Annotated in this window: 13 protein-coding genes; 4 read left to right on the plus strand and 9 right to left on the minus strand. The window is 70.6% G+C overall.

Translation table 11 applies throughout. From position 1 onward, the window contains the following. Nucleotides 1-81 precede the first annotated feature (81 nt). Nucleotides 82-1,437, minus strand: a complete 1,356-nt coding sequence (locus MJ607_RS12180) for an ATP-dependent RecD-like DNA helicase (RefSeq protein ID WP_243075872.1) — start codon at nt 1,435-1,437, stop codon at nt 82-84. Nucleotides 1,438-1,534: 97 nt separating this feature from the next. Between MJ607_RS12180 and MJ607_RS12185 the strand changes: the two genes are divergently transcribed. Continuing rightward, nucleotides 1,535-2,734 (plus strand): hypothetical protein, encoded by a 1,200-nt coding sequence (locus tag MJ607_RS12185; protein ID WP_308193835.1) that lies wholly within the window; start codon nt 1,535-1,537, stop codon nt 2,732-2,734. Between the two features lie 192 nt (nt 2,735-2,926). Continuing rightward, nucleotides 2,927-4,678, plus strand: coding sequence for a SulP family inorganic anion transporter (locus MJ607_RS12190; protein WP_243075873.1), 1,752 nt, complete (start codon nt 2,927-2,929; stop codon nt 4,676-4,678). Nucleotides 4,679-4,892: 214 nt separating this feature from the next. On the opposite strand, the gene MJ607_RS12195 is transcribed toward MJ607_RS12190, so the two are convergent. From MJ607_RS12195 to MJ607_RS12205, 3 genes are all read right to left on the minus strand, one after another. Continuing rightward, the gene (locus tag MJ607_RS12195) at nt 4,893-6,872 is read right to left on the minus strand and encodes a cytochrome c oxidase assembly protein (protein WP_243076252.1); all 1,980 of its coding nucleotides are present in this window, start codon (nt 6,870-6,872) and stop codon (nt 4,893-4,895) included. A gap of 188 nt (nt 6,873-7,060) precedes the next feature. Continuing rightward, complete coding sequence (locus tag MJ607_RS12200) at nt 7,061-7,348, minus strand: HU family DNA-binding protein (RefSeq protein WP_243075874.1); 288 nt, start codon at nt 7,346-7,348, stop codon at nt 7,061-7,063. Nucleotides 7,349-7,546: 198 nt separating this feature from the next. After that, nucleotides 7,547-8,134: a TetR/AcrR family transcriptional regulator gene (locus MJ607_RS12205; RefSeq protein ID WP_243075875.1), complete on the minus strand. Its 588-nt coding sequence runs from the start codon at nt 8,132-8,134 to the stop codon at nt 7,547-7,549. Nucleotides 8,135-8,256: 122 nt separating this feature from the next. On the opposite strand from MJ607_RS12205, the gene MJ607_RS12210 reads away from it, so the two are divergent. After that, the gene (locus MJ607_RS12210) at nt 8,257-9,087 is read left to right on the plus strand and encodes an alpha/beta hydrolase (RefSeq protein WP_243075876.1); all 831 of its coding nucleotides are present in this window, start codon (nt 8,257-8,259) and stop codon (nt 9,085-9,087) included. A 150-nt stretch (nt 9,088-9,237) separates the two neighbouring features. Here MJ607_RS12210 and MJ607_RS12215 read toward each other — a convergent pair whose 3' ends face one another. After that, nucleotides 9,238-10,110: an LLM class flavin-dependent oxidoreductase gene (locus MJ607_RS12215; protein ID WP_243075877.1), complete on the minus strand. Its 873-nt coding sequence runs from the start codon at nt 10,108-10,110 to the stop codon at nt 9,238-9,240. A gap of 54 nt (nt 10,111-10,164) precedes the next feature. Here MJ607_RS12215 and MJ607_RS12220 point away from each other — a divergent pair, with 54 nt between their 5' ends. After that, complete coding sequence (locus MJ607_RS12220; RefSeq protein WP_243075878.1) at nt 10,165-10,575, plus strand: nitroreductase/quinone reductase family protein; 411 nt, start codon at nt 10,165-10,167, stop codon at nt 10,573-10,575. Nucleotides 10,576-10,606: 31 nt separating this feature from the next. Here the strand turns inward: MJ607_RS12220 and MJ607_RS12225 are convergent, their stop codons facing one another. The 4 genes from MJ607_RS12225 to rpmB all read right to left on the minus strand — a co-directional run bounded on the left by MJ607_RS12225 (nt 10,607) and on the right by rpmB (nt 12,581). Beyond that, nucleotides 10,607-11,707, minus strand: coding sequence for an alpha/beta hydrolase (locus tag MJ607_RS12225; protein WP_243075879.1), 1,101 nt, complete (start codon nt 11,705-11,707; stop codon nt 10,607-10,609). 157 nt (nt 11,708-11,864) lie between these two features. Beyond that, on the minus strand, nt 11,865-12,170 hold the full coding sequence (rpsN, locus tag MJ607_RS12230; protein ID WP_243075880.1) for a 30S ribosomal protein S14: 306 nt from the start codon (nt 12,168-12,170) through the stop codon (nt 11,865-11,867). 4 nt (nt 12,171-12,174) lie between these two features. Then, complete coding sequence (rpmG, locus tag MJ607_RS12235) at nt 12,175-12,345, minus strand: 50S ribosomal protein L33 (protein ID WP_005051772.1); 171 nt, start codon at nt 12,343-12,345, stop codon at nt 12,175-12,177. Next, nucleotides 12,345-12,581 carry a 50S ribosomal protein L28 gene (gene rpmB / locus MJ607_RS12240; protein WP_165140428.1) on the minus strand — a complete coding sequence of 79 codons (237 nt, stop codon included), beginning with the start codon at nt 12,579-12,581 and terminating at the stop codon, nt 12,345-12,347. Before rpmB ends, rpmG begins: the two co-directional genes overlap by 1 nt. Between the last annotated feature and the right edge of the window lie 114 nt (nt 12,582-12,695).

Below are 12,695 nucleotides of genomic sequence, written 5' to 3' on the forward strand. Positions count from 1 at the left end.
CGCGCCCGCGGGAGGCTGCGGACGGCGGAACCGCAACGTGCGTCAGCAACGCAGATCAGCAACGCGCATCAGCAACGCGCATCAGCGACTCGCGCGCACCCCGGCCATGAAGCGGCGCACATCGGGATCGACCTGGATGTCGCGCGGACGCAGCGGACGTGAGAGGTACAGCCCCTCGAGCGACGTGAGCCGCGACAGCGCGACGTAGGTCTGTCCCGGTGCGAAGGCGCCCGACCCGAGGTCGATGATCGCGCGGTCGTACGTCTTGCCCTGCGACTTGTGGATCGTCACGGCCCACGCGAGCCGCAGCGGGAACTGCGTGAACTCCGCGACGATGTCGCGGCTGAGCTGCTTCGAGCCCGGGTCGTACGAGTACCGGTACTTCTCCCACACCGATGGCTCGACGTCGAACTCCTCGCCCTCGACGTCGACCCGCACGGTTCCTCCCGCGATGCGGGTCACGGTGCCGATCGTGCCGTTGACCCACCGGGCGGGCTCGCCGAACGAGGCGGTGTCGTTTCGCAGGAACATGACCTGCGCCCCGACCTTGAGCCGCAGCTCGAGGTCGGCGGGGTAGGCGGCATCCCCCCGTCCGAAATCCCCGCTGACCTCGGCGGTCGCTGTCTGCTGGCGTCCGACGAGCTCTTCGAGGTGCCGCCGGTTGATGTTGTTGACGATGTCGTTGCGGGTCGCGAGCGTGATGATCGGATGCTCGCCGTCGGCCGGGTGCGGAGGCGTGCGCGCGCCCGTGTCGTTGAGCACCTGCGCGATGTCGGCCGTCACGATGCCGTGGCGCACGGCGTTGAGCATGGCCTTGAACTCGGGATCGGCCTGCCGGTGTATGTCGACCAGCTCGCGGATGTTGAGGTCGGCGCCGTACGTGCCGACGTCGAGGATCCCCTCGGTCGCGGCCTCTCCGACCCACACCTTCGCGTCGAAGAACCAGAACGACCGGTAGTGGTCCTGGACGTAGCGCAGCTCGTCGCCCCGCGGCGGAACGGGCGCCAGTTGGTACGGATCGCCGAACATGACGATCTGCACGCCGCCGAACGGCTCGCCGCGTCGCCCGCGGGCTTTGCGGAGCGAGCGGTCGATAGCGTCCATGAGGTCGGCGTTGACCATCGAGATCTCGTCGATGACGAGCGTGTCGATCGCGTTGAGCAGCTTGCGCGTCGCGTCGGACTGGTCCTCGTCCTGCGACCCGATGATGCCGAGCGGCAGCTTGAAGAGCGAGTGGATCGTCTGCCCCTCGACGTTGAGCGCCGCGACGCCCGTCGGCGCGCACACCGCGATCTGCTTCGAGGTGTTCCACGCGAGGTGCTGGAGGAGCGTCGACTTGCCCGTGCCGGCGCGGCCCGTGACGAAGACGTGCTCCCGCGTGTCCTCGATGAGCCGGTACAGCGCCTCCTGCTCGACGGAGAGAGGCGGCGCGGTCACCGATTCATGGTAACGACCGCACGTCGCCTCCCGGCCGACCTGTGCACGCTTCGTCACGTACAGGACTCTCCGGGCCGCCCTTTTCTAGACTGTTCGCGTGGACCGGGGGGCTCTCGAAACGACCGGCGGCGCAGGCGCGTCGCCGGTGCTTCCGCCCGCCCCGCGGCTGGAGAAGCAGCAGAGTGGATCGACGGTCCCCACGTCCACTCCCGACATCCCGTCCGCTCCTCCCCAGGATCCCCGTGCGGCGTCCCCCCGCCGCCGGCGCGGCTCGCTCGCGCTCGATCTGACGCTCCTCGGTGTCGTCGGGGTGCTCCTGGCGGGCGCCGTGGCAGCCGGGTCGCAGGTGCTCTACCGCGAGTTCTACAGCCCGAGCGCGTTCGTCGAGCGCTATCTCGGGATGCTCGCGGAGGGCCGTGCGGCCGACGCGCTGTCGGTCGCGGGCGTCGCGGTGGACTCGGCCGAGCTCGAGGCCGCGGGACTGCCGATCGGGGCATCCGACGCCCTCCTGCGCACGGCGGCCCTCGCGCCGCTCACCGACGTCGAGGTCGTTTCCGAGGTGACCGGCGGCGACACGACGAAGGTCACCGTCGCCTATACGGCGGGACGCTACCCGGGCACGACGACGTTCACGGTCGAGCGGGACGGCCAGATCGGACTCGCGCCGACGTGGCGGTTCGCCCGCAGCCCGCTCGCCGTCGTCGATCTCACGGTTCTCGGCTCGATGAGCTTCGAGGTGAACGGCTTCGAGGTCGACAAGCGCCAGGTCTCGGCCGCGGGCGTCGACGCCGATCCGGTCGCGCCGGTGCCGCTGCTCGTCTTCTCGCCTGGCGTCTACTCCGTCGCGGTCGACACCCCGATCTCGGCGACGGGCGGCGTCGCGGTGCTCTCCGACAGTCCCCTACACGCGACCGACGTGAGCATCCAGGCGGCGCCCACTCAGGAGTTCACCGACATCGTGCAGCAGCGGGTCGAGGAGTTCCTCACGACCTGCGCGACGCAGAAGGTGCTGCTGCCGACGGCCTGCCCGTTCGGGTTCCCCGTAGAGGACCGCATCGTCTCGGCGCCGGAGTGGTCGATCGCCCGCCAGCCGACCGTCGCACTCGAGCCCGAGGGCGCGAACTGGAAGATCCCCGCCACCGAGGCCGTCGCGCACATCGAGGTCGACATCCGCTCACTCTTCGACGGCTCGGTGCGCCGCGTCAGCGAGGACGTCCCGTTCCTCATGACGGGCACCATCACGGTGCAGCCCGACGGCACGGCGTCGATCGTCGTCGGCGCGACCGACACGCGCTGACGCGTCGGTCGCAGGCCGGAGGCTTCGCACCCCATCGACGGCGGGGGCGGTCCTCACGCCCCCTCCAGACATCGCCGACGCGCTGCCCGGAGCCTCCGGGCGCGTGGGCCCGGCCGCCGCCCACCCGCCGCGGACGATGAGCCCACCCTCGCGCGCGGACGATCCGCCATGATGTTCGCGGAAGGAGCGACCATGGCGAAATCGACGGGGATCGGCCGGTGGGTGCCCGGTATCGGGGTCGCGCGACAGTACAAGGCGGCGTGGCTGTGGCCCGACGTGCGCGCGGGCATCGTCGTGACGGCGCTGCTGATCCCGGCGGGCATGGGCTACGCCGAGGTCGCGGGCCTGCCGCCCGAGACGGGCCTCTATGCGACGATCGTCCCGCTCGTCGCCTACGCGATCTTCGGACCCTCGCGCGTCCTCGTGCTCGGCCCGGACTCGTCGCTCGCGCCCATCATCGCGGCGGCGATCCTGCCCCTCGCCCTCGCCGACGGCCAGCGCGCGATCGCCCTCGCGGGGCTGCTCGCGATCATGGTCGGCGCCCTTCTGCTGCTCGGCGGAATCCTCAGGCTCGGCTTCGTGACCGACCTGCTGTCCAAGCCGATCCGCGTCGGCTACCTCAACGCGATCGCGGTGCTCGTGATCGTCTCGCAGATCCCCAAGCTGCTCGGCTTCTCGACCGACGCATCGGGCGTGTGGCGCGAGTTCGTCGCGATCGCGCAGGCGATCGGCGCGGGCGAGATCCTCCCCCTCGCGGCGGCCTTCGGCATCCTGTCGCTCGTGGTCATCTTCGTCCTGAAGTGGCTCAAGTCCCCCGTCCCCGGCGTGCTCGTCGTCGTCGTGCTGTCGATGATCGTGACGGGCGTCTTCGGACTCTCGGATGCGCTGCCCGTCGTCGGCGCACTGCCGCAGGGACTTCCCGCGCCGGCGCTCGAGGGACTGCAGTGGGGCGACGTCGGCGCCCTGGCAGGACCAGCCGCGGGCATCGCGCTCGTCGCCTTCACCGACAGCGCCGTCCTCTCGCGCACCTTCGCGGCGCGGCGCGGCGAGTCCGTCAGCGGCAGCCAGGAGATGTCGGGCATCGGCATCGCCAACATCGCGGGCGGCTTCCTCGGCGGCTTCCCCGTCTCGGCGTCGTCGTCGCGCACGCCCGTCGCCGAGCAGGCGGGCTCGAAGACGCAGCTCACGGGCGTCGTGGGCGCCGCCCTCATCCTGGGCTTCATCCTGCTCGCCCCGGGCCTCACCGAGTTCCTGCCGTCGGCCGTGCTCGCGGCCGTCGTCATTGGCGCCGCGACGAGCCTCATCGACGTGAGCGGCTTCCGCGCGCTGTGGCGCATGGACAGGCTGGATGCCGGTCTCTCGCTCGCCGCGTTCCTCGGCGTCCTCGTGTTCGGCGTGCTCGAGGGCATCGTCGTGACGATCATGCTGTCACTGCTCGCGTTCGTGAACCGGTCGTGGCGGCCCTACAAGGCCGAGCTCGGGCGCGTGAAGGGCCTGCGAGGCTACCACGACCTCTCGCGCTACCCCGAGGACGGCGAGCGCATCCCCGGCATCGTCATCGTGCGCTTCGACGCGCCGCTCTTCTTCGCCAACGGCGGCGTCTTCGACGACTGGGTGCGGGCGCGCGTCGACGCGGCGCAGCCCGGCGTGCACACCGTCATCCTCGCCGCCGAGCCCATGACCGACATCGACACGACGGCGATCGACGAGCTCGTCGAACTCGACGACTATCTCAAGGTCCACGACATCCGGCTCATCATCGCCGAGATGAAGGATCCCGTGAAGGACACGCTGCGCGAATACGGGATGGCCGACCGCTTCCCGCCCGAGCGCTTCGCGCCGACCGTCGGCGCCGCCGTCGACGAGCTCACGGGAGAGCTGCGCGGAGACCTCGACGGCACGAAGTGGGACGACGACCCGGACGGTCGCTCCCGCCCCGTCTGACCGCCTCAGCGGGGGGAGTCAGCGCCCGGCGGCCCCACCGCTCCGCACGCTCCCCCGACCCCAACCCCAACCCCGACCCCAACCCCAACCCCGAGCATCCGCCCCGCTGACCACGACGTTCGGCCCATTCGACCGAATTCGGATGGATCAGCGACGTTGATCCGATTTCGGTGCAATCGTCCGAACAACGTGACGACGGATGCCGCGGCCCGCGTCAGCGCCCGGCGCGGGCGTCGCGCTCGGCGAGCTCGGCGAGGCGCGCGTTGTACGCCTCGAGCTCGGCGTCGCCCGAGCGGTCGACGTGCCGGTCGCGGCGCCGCTGCTGACGGTCATCCGTGCGGCTCCACTGGATCGCGACGGTGATCGCGAGGATGAGGGTCGGGATCTCGCCGATCGACCATGCGATGCCGCCGCCGACGTACTGATCCTCGAGGGGCGTGGCGCCCCACGTGCGGCCCATCGCGCCGAACCAGTCCGAGACCATGAGCCCCGTCTGCATCATGAGGACGATGCCGAAGAAGGCGTGCATCGCCATGATGCCGATGAGCAGCAGCAGGCGGCCCGGGTACGGCAGGCGGTACGGCACGGGGTCGACCCCGATGAGCGACAGCGCGAAGAGGTACCCCGTGACGAGGAAGTGCGCGACCATCCACTCGTGCCCGAGGTGGTCGTAGAGCGACCAGCGGAACAGGTCGGTGAAGTAGAAGAGCCACAGCGAGCCCATGAAGAGCGCCGCCGCGACGAAGGGGTGCGTCACGACGCGGGCGACCGGTGAGTGCACGGCCCACAGGATCCACTCGCGGCCGCCGCGGGTGCCGTCGTCGCGCTTGCGGATGGCCCGTGCGGCGAGGGTCACGGGGGCGCCGACGACGAGCATGAGCGGCACGGCCATCGACAGCAGCATGTGCCCGACCATGTGCACGCTGAACAGGTAGTCCTGATACGCGTTGACGGGGCCCGAGGTCACCCAGAACAGCAGGACGAGCCCCAGCACCCAGAAGATCGTGCGATGCACGGGCCAGCCGTCGCCGCGGCGACGCAGGCGCCACACCCCGGCGAGGTAGAAGAAGATGCCGAAGCCTGCCGCGAAGGCCCAGAGCAGGTCGACGTCCCACGACGTGAACCACCGCTCGATCGTCAGCTCGGGAGGCAGCGGGGCGCCCGTCAGGATCTCGGGGGGGGTGCGCACCTCGGGCAGCGCCGAGTTCGTCGGAGGGGCCGTGCGGGCCAGGGCCGCGGCGGCCCCGCTCGCGATGCCCATGAAGCCCAGCTCGAGGGCGATGAGCGACCAGAAGCGACGGGATGCCGCGTCCTCGCCCATGCGCCCGATGAGCCGTCGTCGATAGCCCGCGCCGAGCACGCCGATCGCGAGGAGCGCCGCGATCTTGACGAGCAGGATGACGCCGTAGTCGCTCGCGAGCGCCTCCCATGAGCCGAGGCCGATGGCGGCGCGCGCCGTGCCGGCGATCGCGACCACGACGAAGGCCGCGAGCGCGATGCTCGAATACCGCGAGAGCGCGGCGGCGATGCCGTCACGGCCCACGAGGGGGCGGATCACGACGAGCAGCAGGAGTCCGCCGAGCCAGACGGCGGCGCCGATGATGTGCAGGACGAGCGCCATGACGGCCGCGGAGTGGTTGGACTCCTCACCCGAGTGGCCCTGCGTCCCCATCGGGACGAGCGCGGCGACGGCGAGGATCGCGACGAAGAGGGATGCCGTCCACCCGCGCACCGCGAAGGCGAGCACCGTGAGCGCGGCCCCCGCGATCATCGTGATGAGCCACGTGCGGCCCACTTCGGTCTCGACGAGGTACCGGCCCAGCTGCGCGCCGAACTCGGGGGCTGCGCTGACCTCGGGGTTGAACGCGTCGAGGAACGTGAGGAAGCCCGTCGCGGCGGCGGCGGTCGTGAAGACCGCGGCCGAGATCGAAGCGAGATCGAGGGCCGCGTCGAACTCCCGCTCCCCCGCCTTCAGCGCGAAGAGCGCCGTCACGAGCGCGCCGACCATGCCGGCCCCCGAGAGGTTGACGAAGAGCTTCGCGGTGGGGAGCCCCCAGCGCACCCAGGGCCCGGGATCGCCGATGACGAGCGGTGCCGCGCCTCCGCCCAGCGCGAGTCCCCACACGAGGGCCGCGAGCGCGGCCGCGACGAGGATCGCGGGGCCGGCGACCCGCAGCGCACGGGGCGAGCCCACGCGCCCGGAGGCTCCGCGCGGCGCGCGGGCGACACGTGGAGTGGGCGTGGGGATCACCGTTCAAGCCTACGTGGCGTGTTCCCACTCGGTCGTTGAGCGAGCGAAGCGGGACGAAACGCCCGAGCCAGCGCTGAACAGGCAGAGGGGGGATGCCGCGAGCGCGGCATCCCCCCTCTGAAAGCTTCCCGTTACTTGACGGCAGCCTTGAGCTTCGAGCCGGCGGTGACCTTCACGCGCTTGCCCGCGGGGATCTTGATCTCGGCACCGGTCTGCGGGTTGCGGCCCGTGCGAGCGGACGTCGCGACCTGCTCGACAGCGAGCCAGCCGGGGATCGAGACCTTGTTGCCCTTGGCGACCGCCTCGGCCACGGTGGCGAAGAGGGAGTCGAGCACGCCCGAGACCGCGGACTGGCTCTGGCCCGTCGCGCTGGCGATGCTCGCGACGAGTTCGGTCTTGGTGATGGACTTGTCGGCCATTGTGGTTGTCCTCCAAGGCGGCGGAACTGCCGCCTTTGATTGCTCGGACCGGGCGACGGATGCCCCCCGGCTTGGTCTGTGCGACCGCCTCGAATGTAGCCGACATGGCCCGGAATCCGCGGATTTTCGCGGGTTTTGGGCATTCTGACCGGCGTGTCGAGTGTCTGATGGGGCTTTTGTTACCGATGTGACGCCCGATCAGGGCCGGGATGCGGCGATGACTCCTCGCGCCGTTCGGGCGAATGCGGGCGCCACGCGGTCCTCTCCGTCGAGGTATCCGCCCACCAGTGCGGCGTCGCGAAGGAGGACGAGGGATGCCGCCACGTCGGCCGGATCGGTCAGTCCGGCGGCCTCGGCGAGGTGCTGGAGCGTGCCACGGAACCACTCCCGGTGATCGGCGATGAGCGCGCGCACGGGGCCCTCGTCGGGGTACTCCGCGGCGGCGTTGATGAAGGGGCATCCGCGGGTGTGGCGATCGCGGATGTCGGCCGCGATGCCCTCGACGACGAGCTCGAGCAGCACGTCGGGGTCGTCCGAGACGCCGGCCGCCTGCGCGAAGAGCGTGCGCAGCCCCGCGTCCTCGCCGCGGAGGTATTCGAGGACGAGGCCCTCTTTGCCGGCGAACTGCTTGTACATCGTCGCGCGGGTGACGCCGGCCGCCTCGATGATGCGGTCGACGCCCACCGAGTGGATGCCCTCGCCGTAGAAGAGCTCGGTCGCGGCGTCCAGCAGCCGCTGCCGTGCGGGTGAGACGCGGGCCGCGGCATCCGTCGTCGTCGTGCTCATGAGGTGTCCTCCTGGGGTCAATCGTGCCATTTCAGAAAAGTTTGGGAATAGTCTGGTGTAGATAGAACGTTCGGTCTACTATCAACAGCATAGCCCACCGCAACACCACCAAGGAGATTGAAATGAACACCACGACCAAGACCCCCATCGTCCTCATCCACGGCCTCTGGATGACCCCCAAGAGCTGGGACACGTGGGCCGAGCGCTTCCGCGCCGCCGGCCACCAGGTCATCGTCCCCGGGTGGCCCGGAATCGACGACCGCAGCGTCGAAGACATCCGCAAGAACCCCGAGGCGCTCAAGGGCATCGGACTGAAGCAGATCGCCGACAACTACGAGCGCATCATCCGGGCCCTCCCCGAGAAGCCGATCATCATCGGCCACTCGTTCGGCGGCGTCCTCACGCAGATGCTCGCCGACCGCGGTCTCGGGGTCGCCTACGTCGGCGTCGCGCCCGGACAGCCCGCCGGCGTCACGAGCCTGCCGCTCTCGACACTCTGGACCGGCACGCCGATCCTCTCCAACCCGTTCGGCAAGAACGGGGCCAAGCCGCTGTCCAAGCGCCACTTCCGCTTCACGTTCGGCAACGACCTGCCCCGCAGCGAGTCCGACGCCCTGTGGGAGGAGTACGCCGTCAACTCGTACAACCGGGTCTTCTTCGAGGGCGTCACGTCGGTCCTCAATGAGAAGGGCGGCGTCACCCACGTCGACTTCGGCCGCACCGACCGTGCACCGCTGCTCGTCATCACGGGCGAGATCGACCACGTCGTGCCGCCGGCGATCGGCAAGGCCATCGTCGCGAAGTACGCGAAGAGCGGCAGCCCCGCCGTCGTCGAGTACAAGGAGTACGCGGGCCGCACGCACCGCCTCGTGAGCCAGGACGGCTGGGAGGAGATCGCGGACTACGCCCTCGCGTGGGCGACGGCGCACGCCGTGACGGAGGTCGCGAAGTAGCATCCCGTCCTCCTCGGAGGCCGGATCCCGGGCGAGAGGCCGCGCGTCTCTCGATCGGGATCCGGTGTCCGCGGTGGGATACGGAGAGGAAGGCCCGGGGCTCGCTGAGCTCCGGGCCTTCTGCCGTGCGGGCCGCGGGGACCGCGAGAATCAGCCGATCAGCTGCGCGACCGCGCCGACGCCCGTCATGAAGCCCACGAGGTCGGCCTCGTGCTCGCGCGGCTGCAGGATGACCGACGTGGCACCCGCCGCATAGAACGGCTCGATGGCCTCGGCGATGCCCGCTGCGTCGCCGGCGATGAGCAGCGCAGGGTCGACCGACCCGTTCTCGCGCTCGAGATCCTCGGCGAGCGCGGCCCTCGCGTCGTCGCCGCCGAACGCCGCCGCGACGAAGACGACGAGCTGGTGCGCCGCATCCCGGCCCGCAGCGGCCCGCCCCTCGAGGGCGATCGCAAGAGTGCGCGCGATGCGCTCGGGGCTGCTCCCCGCGGGCAGCACCGTGCCGTCGCCGACCTCGCCCGTCAGCCGCACCGTCTTGGGGCCTTCTCCCGCGACGACGATGGCGGGCGCCTGCGCCGGCGGCCAGTCGAGGCGCACCCGGTCGAGCGTCACGTATCGGCCGTCGGTGTTGACCTCGTCGCCGGCGAGCAGCGACCGCAGCGCCGGCACATACTCGCGCATGAGCGTCAGCGGAGAGGCGGCGCGCGCGCCGACCTGCGCCATCCACGGCAGCACTCCGTGCCCGACACCGGGGATGAGCCGCCCCGGGAAGAGGCGGTCGATCGTCGCGATCTCCATGGCGGTCAGTGCGACGTTGCGCAGCGGCATCGGCGCCACCCCGATCCCGACCCGCAGGCGATCGGTCCAGGCGAGGACGGCGGATGCCGCGGCGAACGCCGACTCGCGGAAGCAGTCCTCCCACAGCCACAGCTCGGGAACCCCCGCCTCCTCGGCGGCGAGCGCGGCTTCGCGCAGCGCCTCGGGCGGGGAGTAGGGCGTGAAGATCGCACCGATGCGTCGCATGCGACCACCCTGGCACGCACCGCCGACAACCGCCGCACCTAGACTTGCCGCACGATGGAAGCCGCGATCGCGCACGCTCTGAGCCTCGGCCCCGGCTCGACGTCACGGGACCACACAGTCGACATCACCACGACCGGCGCCCGCTCGGGCGAGCCGCGACGCATCGAGATCTGGTTCCACAACGTCGACGGGACCGTCTACCTGACGGGACTGCCCGGCCCTCGCGCCTGGTACGCGAACCTGCTCGCCCACCCGCGCTTCACATTCCATCTGAAGCATGAAGTGGTCGCCGACCTCTCAGCGACCGCTGAGCCGGTGACCGATCCCGGCGAGCGCGCGGCGCTCCTCGACGCCATCATCACGGGCATCGACGCGCTCTACGCCCGTCGAGGATCGCCGCAGCGCGTCGCCCATCCCGATCGGTGGGTCGCGGACAGCCCCCTCGTGCGCGTCACCTTCGACTGAGCCGAGGCCGGCCGGATCGCGACACCCGCCTTCAGGCGTGCAGGCTGCGCAGCGCCGTGACGATGTCGGAATGCCAGCGGCGGGCCGCCGGCAGCACGCCCGTGAACATGGGGGTGTCGTGCGTCACGCCGAGGTACTGCACGGCGCTCGCCTCGACTCCGGCCGCCCGCAGCGCCGCCGCGTAGGCGGCGCCGTCGGCGCGCAGCGGGTCGTACTCGGCGGTCAGGACGACCGCGGGGGGAAGACCCTCGTGCGAGTCCGCGAGCAGCGGCGAGGCGTACGGCGTGCGCGCATCGCGCGCCTTGCGCAGATACGTCCGCACGACCGAGCGCAGTTCCCGGCGAGCGAGGAAGCTCGGGATGCCGAGAGCGCGCGTCGCAGCGAGGTCGATGTGCGCGCCCGTGAGGTCGGTGACGGGCACCTCGAGCACCTGCAGCCGCAGCGGCAGCGCGCTGCGATCGCGATTGAGCAGCGTCACGGCGGCGGCGATGTTGCCGCCCGCCGACGTCCCCATGATCCCGATGCGATCCCGGTTGATCCCGAAGCTCGCGGCGTGCGCGAAGAGCCACACGAGCGCCGCGTGCGCCTGCTCGATCTGCGTCGGGAACTTGTGCTCCGGTGCGAGCGCGTAGTCGACCGCGACGATCGCGACACCGGAGTCCGCGGCGCGGCGGCGGTAGCCGGCATCCGTCGACGGATAGTCGATCCCGCCGATGCGGAACGCGCCGCCGTACAGGGCGAGGCACCCCGGCACGAGGTGCCCGTCGGGCTCGCGCGGGTGGTAGATCCGCACGCGGACGGCGGGGAAGCCGTCGACGTCGACGACATGCTCTGTGATCGGGATGCCGGGACCCCGCGTGCCGACGGTCTTGAGCTCCTTGCGGTCCCAGGCGACGGCCGCCGCACGATTGCGGGCTCGTGCTCGGGCGCGCGGACCGAGAGGAGCGCGGGAGGGCTCGGACAGCGGCTCGGCGACGGCCGGGCCGGTGGGCCGGACGGCGGCCGCCGGGAAGGCGACACGCCCGAACGGCAGCAGCGTGGCGAGCCGGGCCCGCATCTCGGTGATCGCCTTGTCGGCGAGGTATCGCCGGTGGACGCGGAGGCGCTCGGCGAAGACCGGATCCAGCGGCATCCCACTCCCCTCCCTTCACCTGCCGAGAGTGTAAGCAGCCTCCTCGCCGCGCAGCGGGGGGCTTGCGCAATGCGACGGGGCGTATCTCGTACGGGGCGGGAACGCGAAAGGGCGGGAGTTCCGAGGAACCCCCGCCCTTTCGGCGGTCAGCGAATGCTTACCAGGACGACTTGGTCACGCCGGGCAGCTCGCCACGGTGCGCCATGTCGCGGAAGCGGACACGCGAGATGCCGAACTTCGAGAGGTTGCCGCGGGGGCGACCGTCGATGACGTCGCGGTTGCGCAGGCGCACGGGCGACGCGTTGCGCGGCAGCTTCTGCAGGCCGAGGCGAGCGGCTTCGCGCTGCTCGTCGGTCGACTCGGGCGAGACGAGCGCCTTCTTCAGTTCGGCGCGCTTGGCGGCGTAGCGGTCGACGACCACCTTGCGCTGCTCGTTGCGCGCGATCTTGCTCTTCTTGGCCATGGGATCAGCGCTCCTCTCGGAATTCGACGTGCTTGCGGATGACCGGGTCGTACTTCTTGAGCACGATGCGGTCGGGGTTGTTGCGGCGGTTCTTGCGCGTCACGTAGGTGTACCCCGTGCCGGCCGTCGAGCGCAGCTTGATGATCGGACGGACGTCCTGAGCCTTCTTGGCCATCAGAGCTTCACACCCTTCGCGATGAGGTCCTTGACGACGGACTCGATGCCGCGTGCGTCAATGACCTTGATGCCCTTCGCCGAGACGTTGAGCTTGATGTTGCGACCCAGCGACGGAACGAAGTAGGTCTTCTTCTGCACGTTCGGGTCGAAGCGGCGCTTCGTCCGGCGGTGCGAGTGCGAGATGTTGTGACCGAAGCCGGGAACTGCTCCAGTCACCTGGCACACTGCTGCCATAGTGATGTCTCCTTAGTACCGTGAGGCCGGACGGCCCCACCCAAGATCCCTTGTCTGCACCCACGCCTCAGTCGACCGTTTCCGGTCTGGAAGAGGGAGTGGGCACGAAACTGC

Origin of the sequence: Microbacterium sp. SS28, from assembly GCF_022761035.1 — a bacterium.
Lineage (GTDB): Bacteria > Actinomycetota > Actinomycetes > Actinomycetales > Microbacteriaceae > Microbacterium.

What these genes read in the sequence shown, in the direction of transcription:
- MJ607_RS12215 (WP_243075877.1), bottom strand. Translation starts at nt 10,110, where the DNA reads ATGCGACGCATCGGTGCGATCTTCACGCCCTACTCCCCGCCCGAGGCG.
- rpmG (WP_005051772.1), bottom strand. Translation starts at nt 12,345, where the DNA reads ATGGCCAAGAAGGCTCAGGACGTCCGTCCGATCATCAAGCTGCGCTCG.
- MJ607_RS12200 (WP_243075874.1), bottom strand. Translation starts at nt 7,348, where the DNA reads ATGGCCGACAAGTCCATCACCAAGACCGAACTCGTCGCGAGCATCGCC.
- rpmB (WP_165140428.1), bottom strand. Translation starts at nt 12,581, where the DNA reads ATGGCAGCAGTGTGCCAGGTGACTGGAGCAGTTCCCGGCTTCGGTCAC.
- MJ607_RS12190 (WP_243075873.1), top strand. Translation starts at nt 2,927, where the DNA reads ATGGCGAAATCGACGGGGATCGGCCGGTGGGTGCCCGGTATCGGGGTC.
- MJ607_RS12205 (WP_243075875.1), bottom strand. Translation starts at nt 8,134, where the DNA reads ATGAGCACGACGACGACGGATGCCGCGGCCCGCGTCTCACCCGCACGG.
- MJ607_RS12220 (WP_243075878.1), top strand. Translation starts at nt 10,165, where the DNA reads ATGGAAGCCGCGATCGCGCACGCTCTGAGCCTCGGCCCCGGCTCGACG.
- rpsN (WP_243075880.1), bottom strand. Translation starts at nt 12,170, where the DNA reads ATGGCCAAGAAGAGCAAGATCGCGCGCAACGAGCAGCGCAAGGTGGTC.
- MJ607_RS12210 (WP_243075876.1), top strand. Translation starts at nt 8,257, where the DNA reads ATGAACACCACGACCAAGACCCCCATCGTCCTCATCCACGGCCTCTGG.
- MJ607_RS12225 (WP_243075879.1), bottom strand. Translation starts at nt 11,707, where the DNA reads ATGCCGCTGGATCCGGTCTTCGCCGAGCGCCTCCGCGTCCACCGGCGA.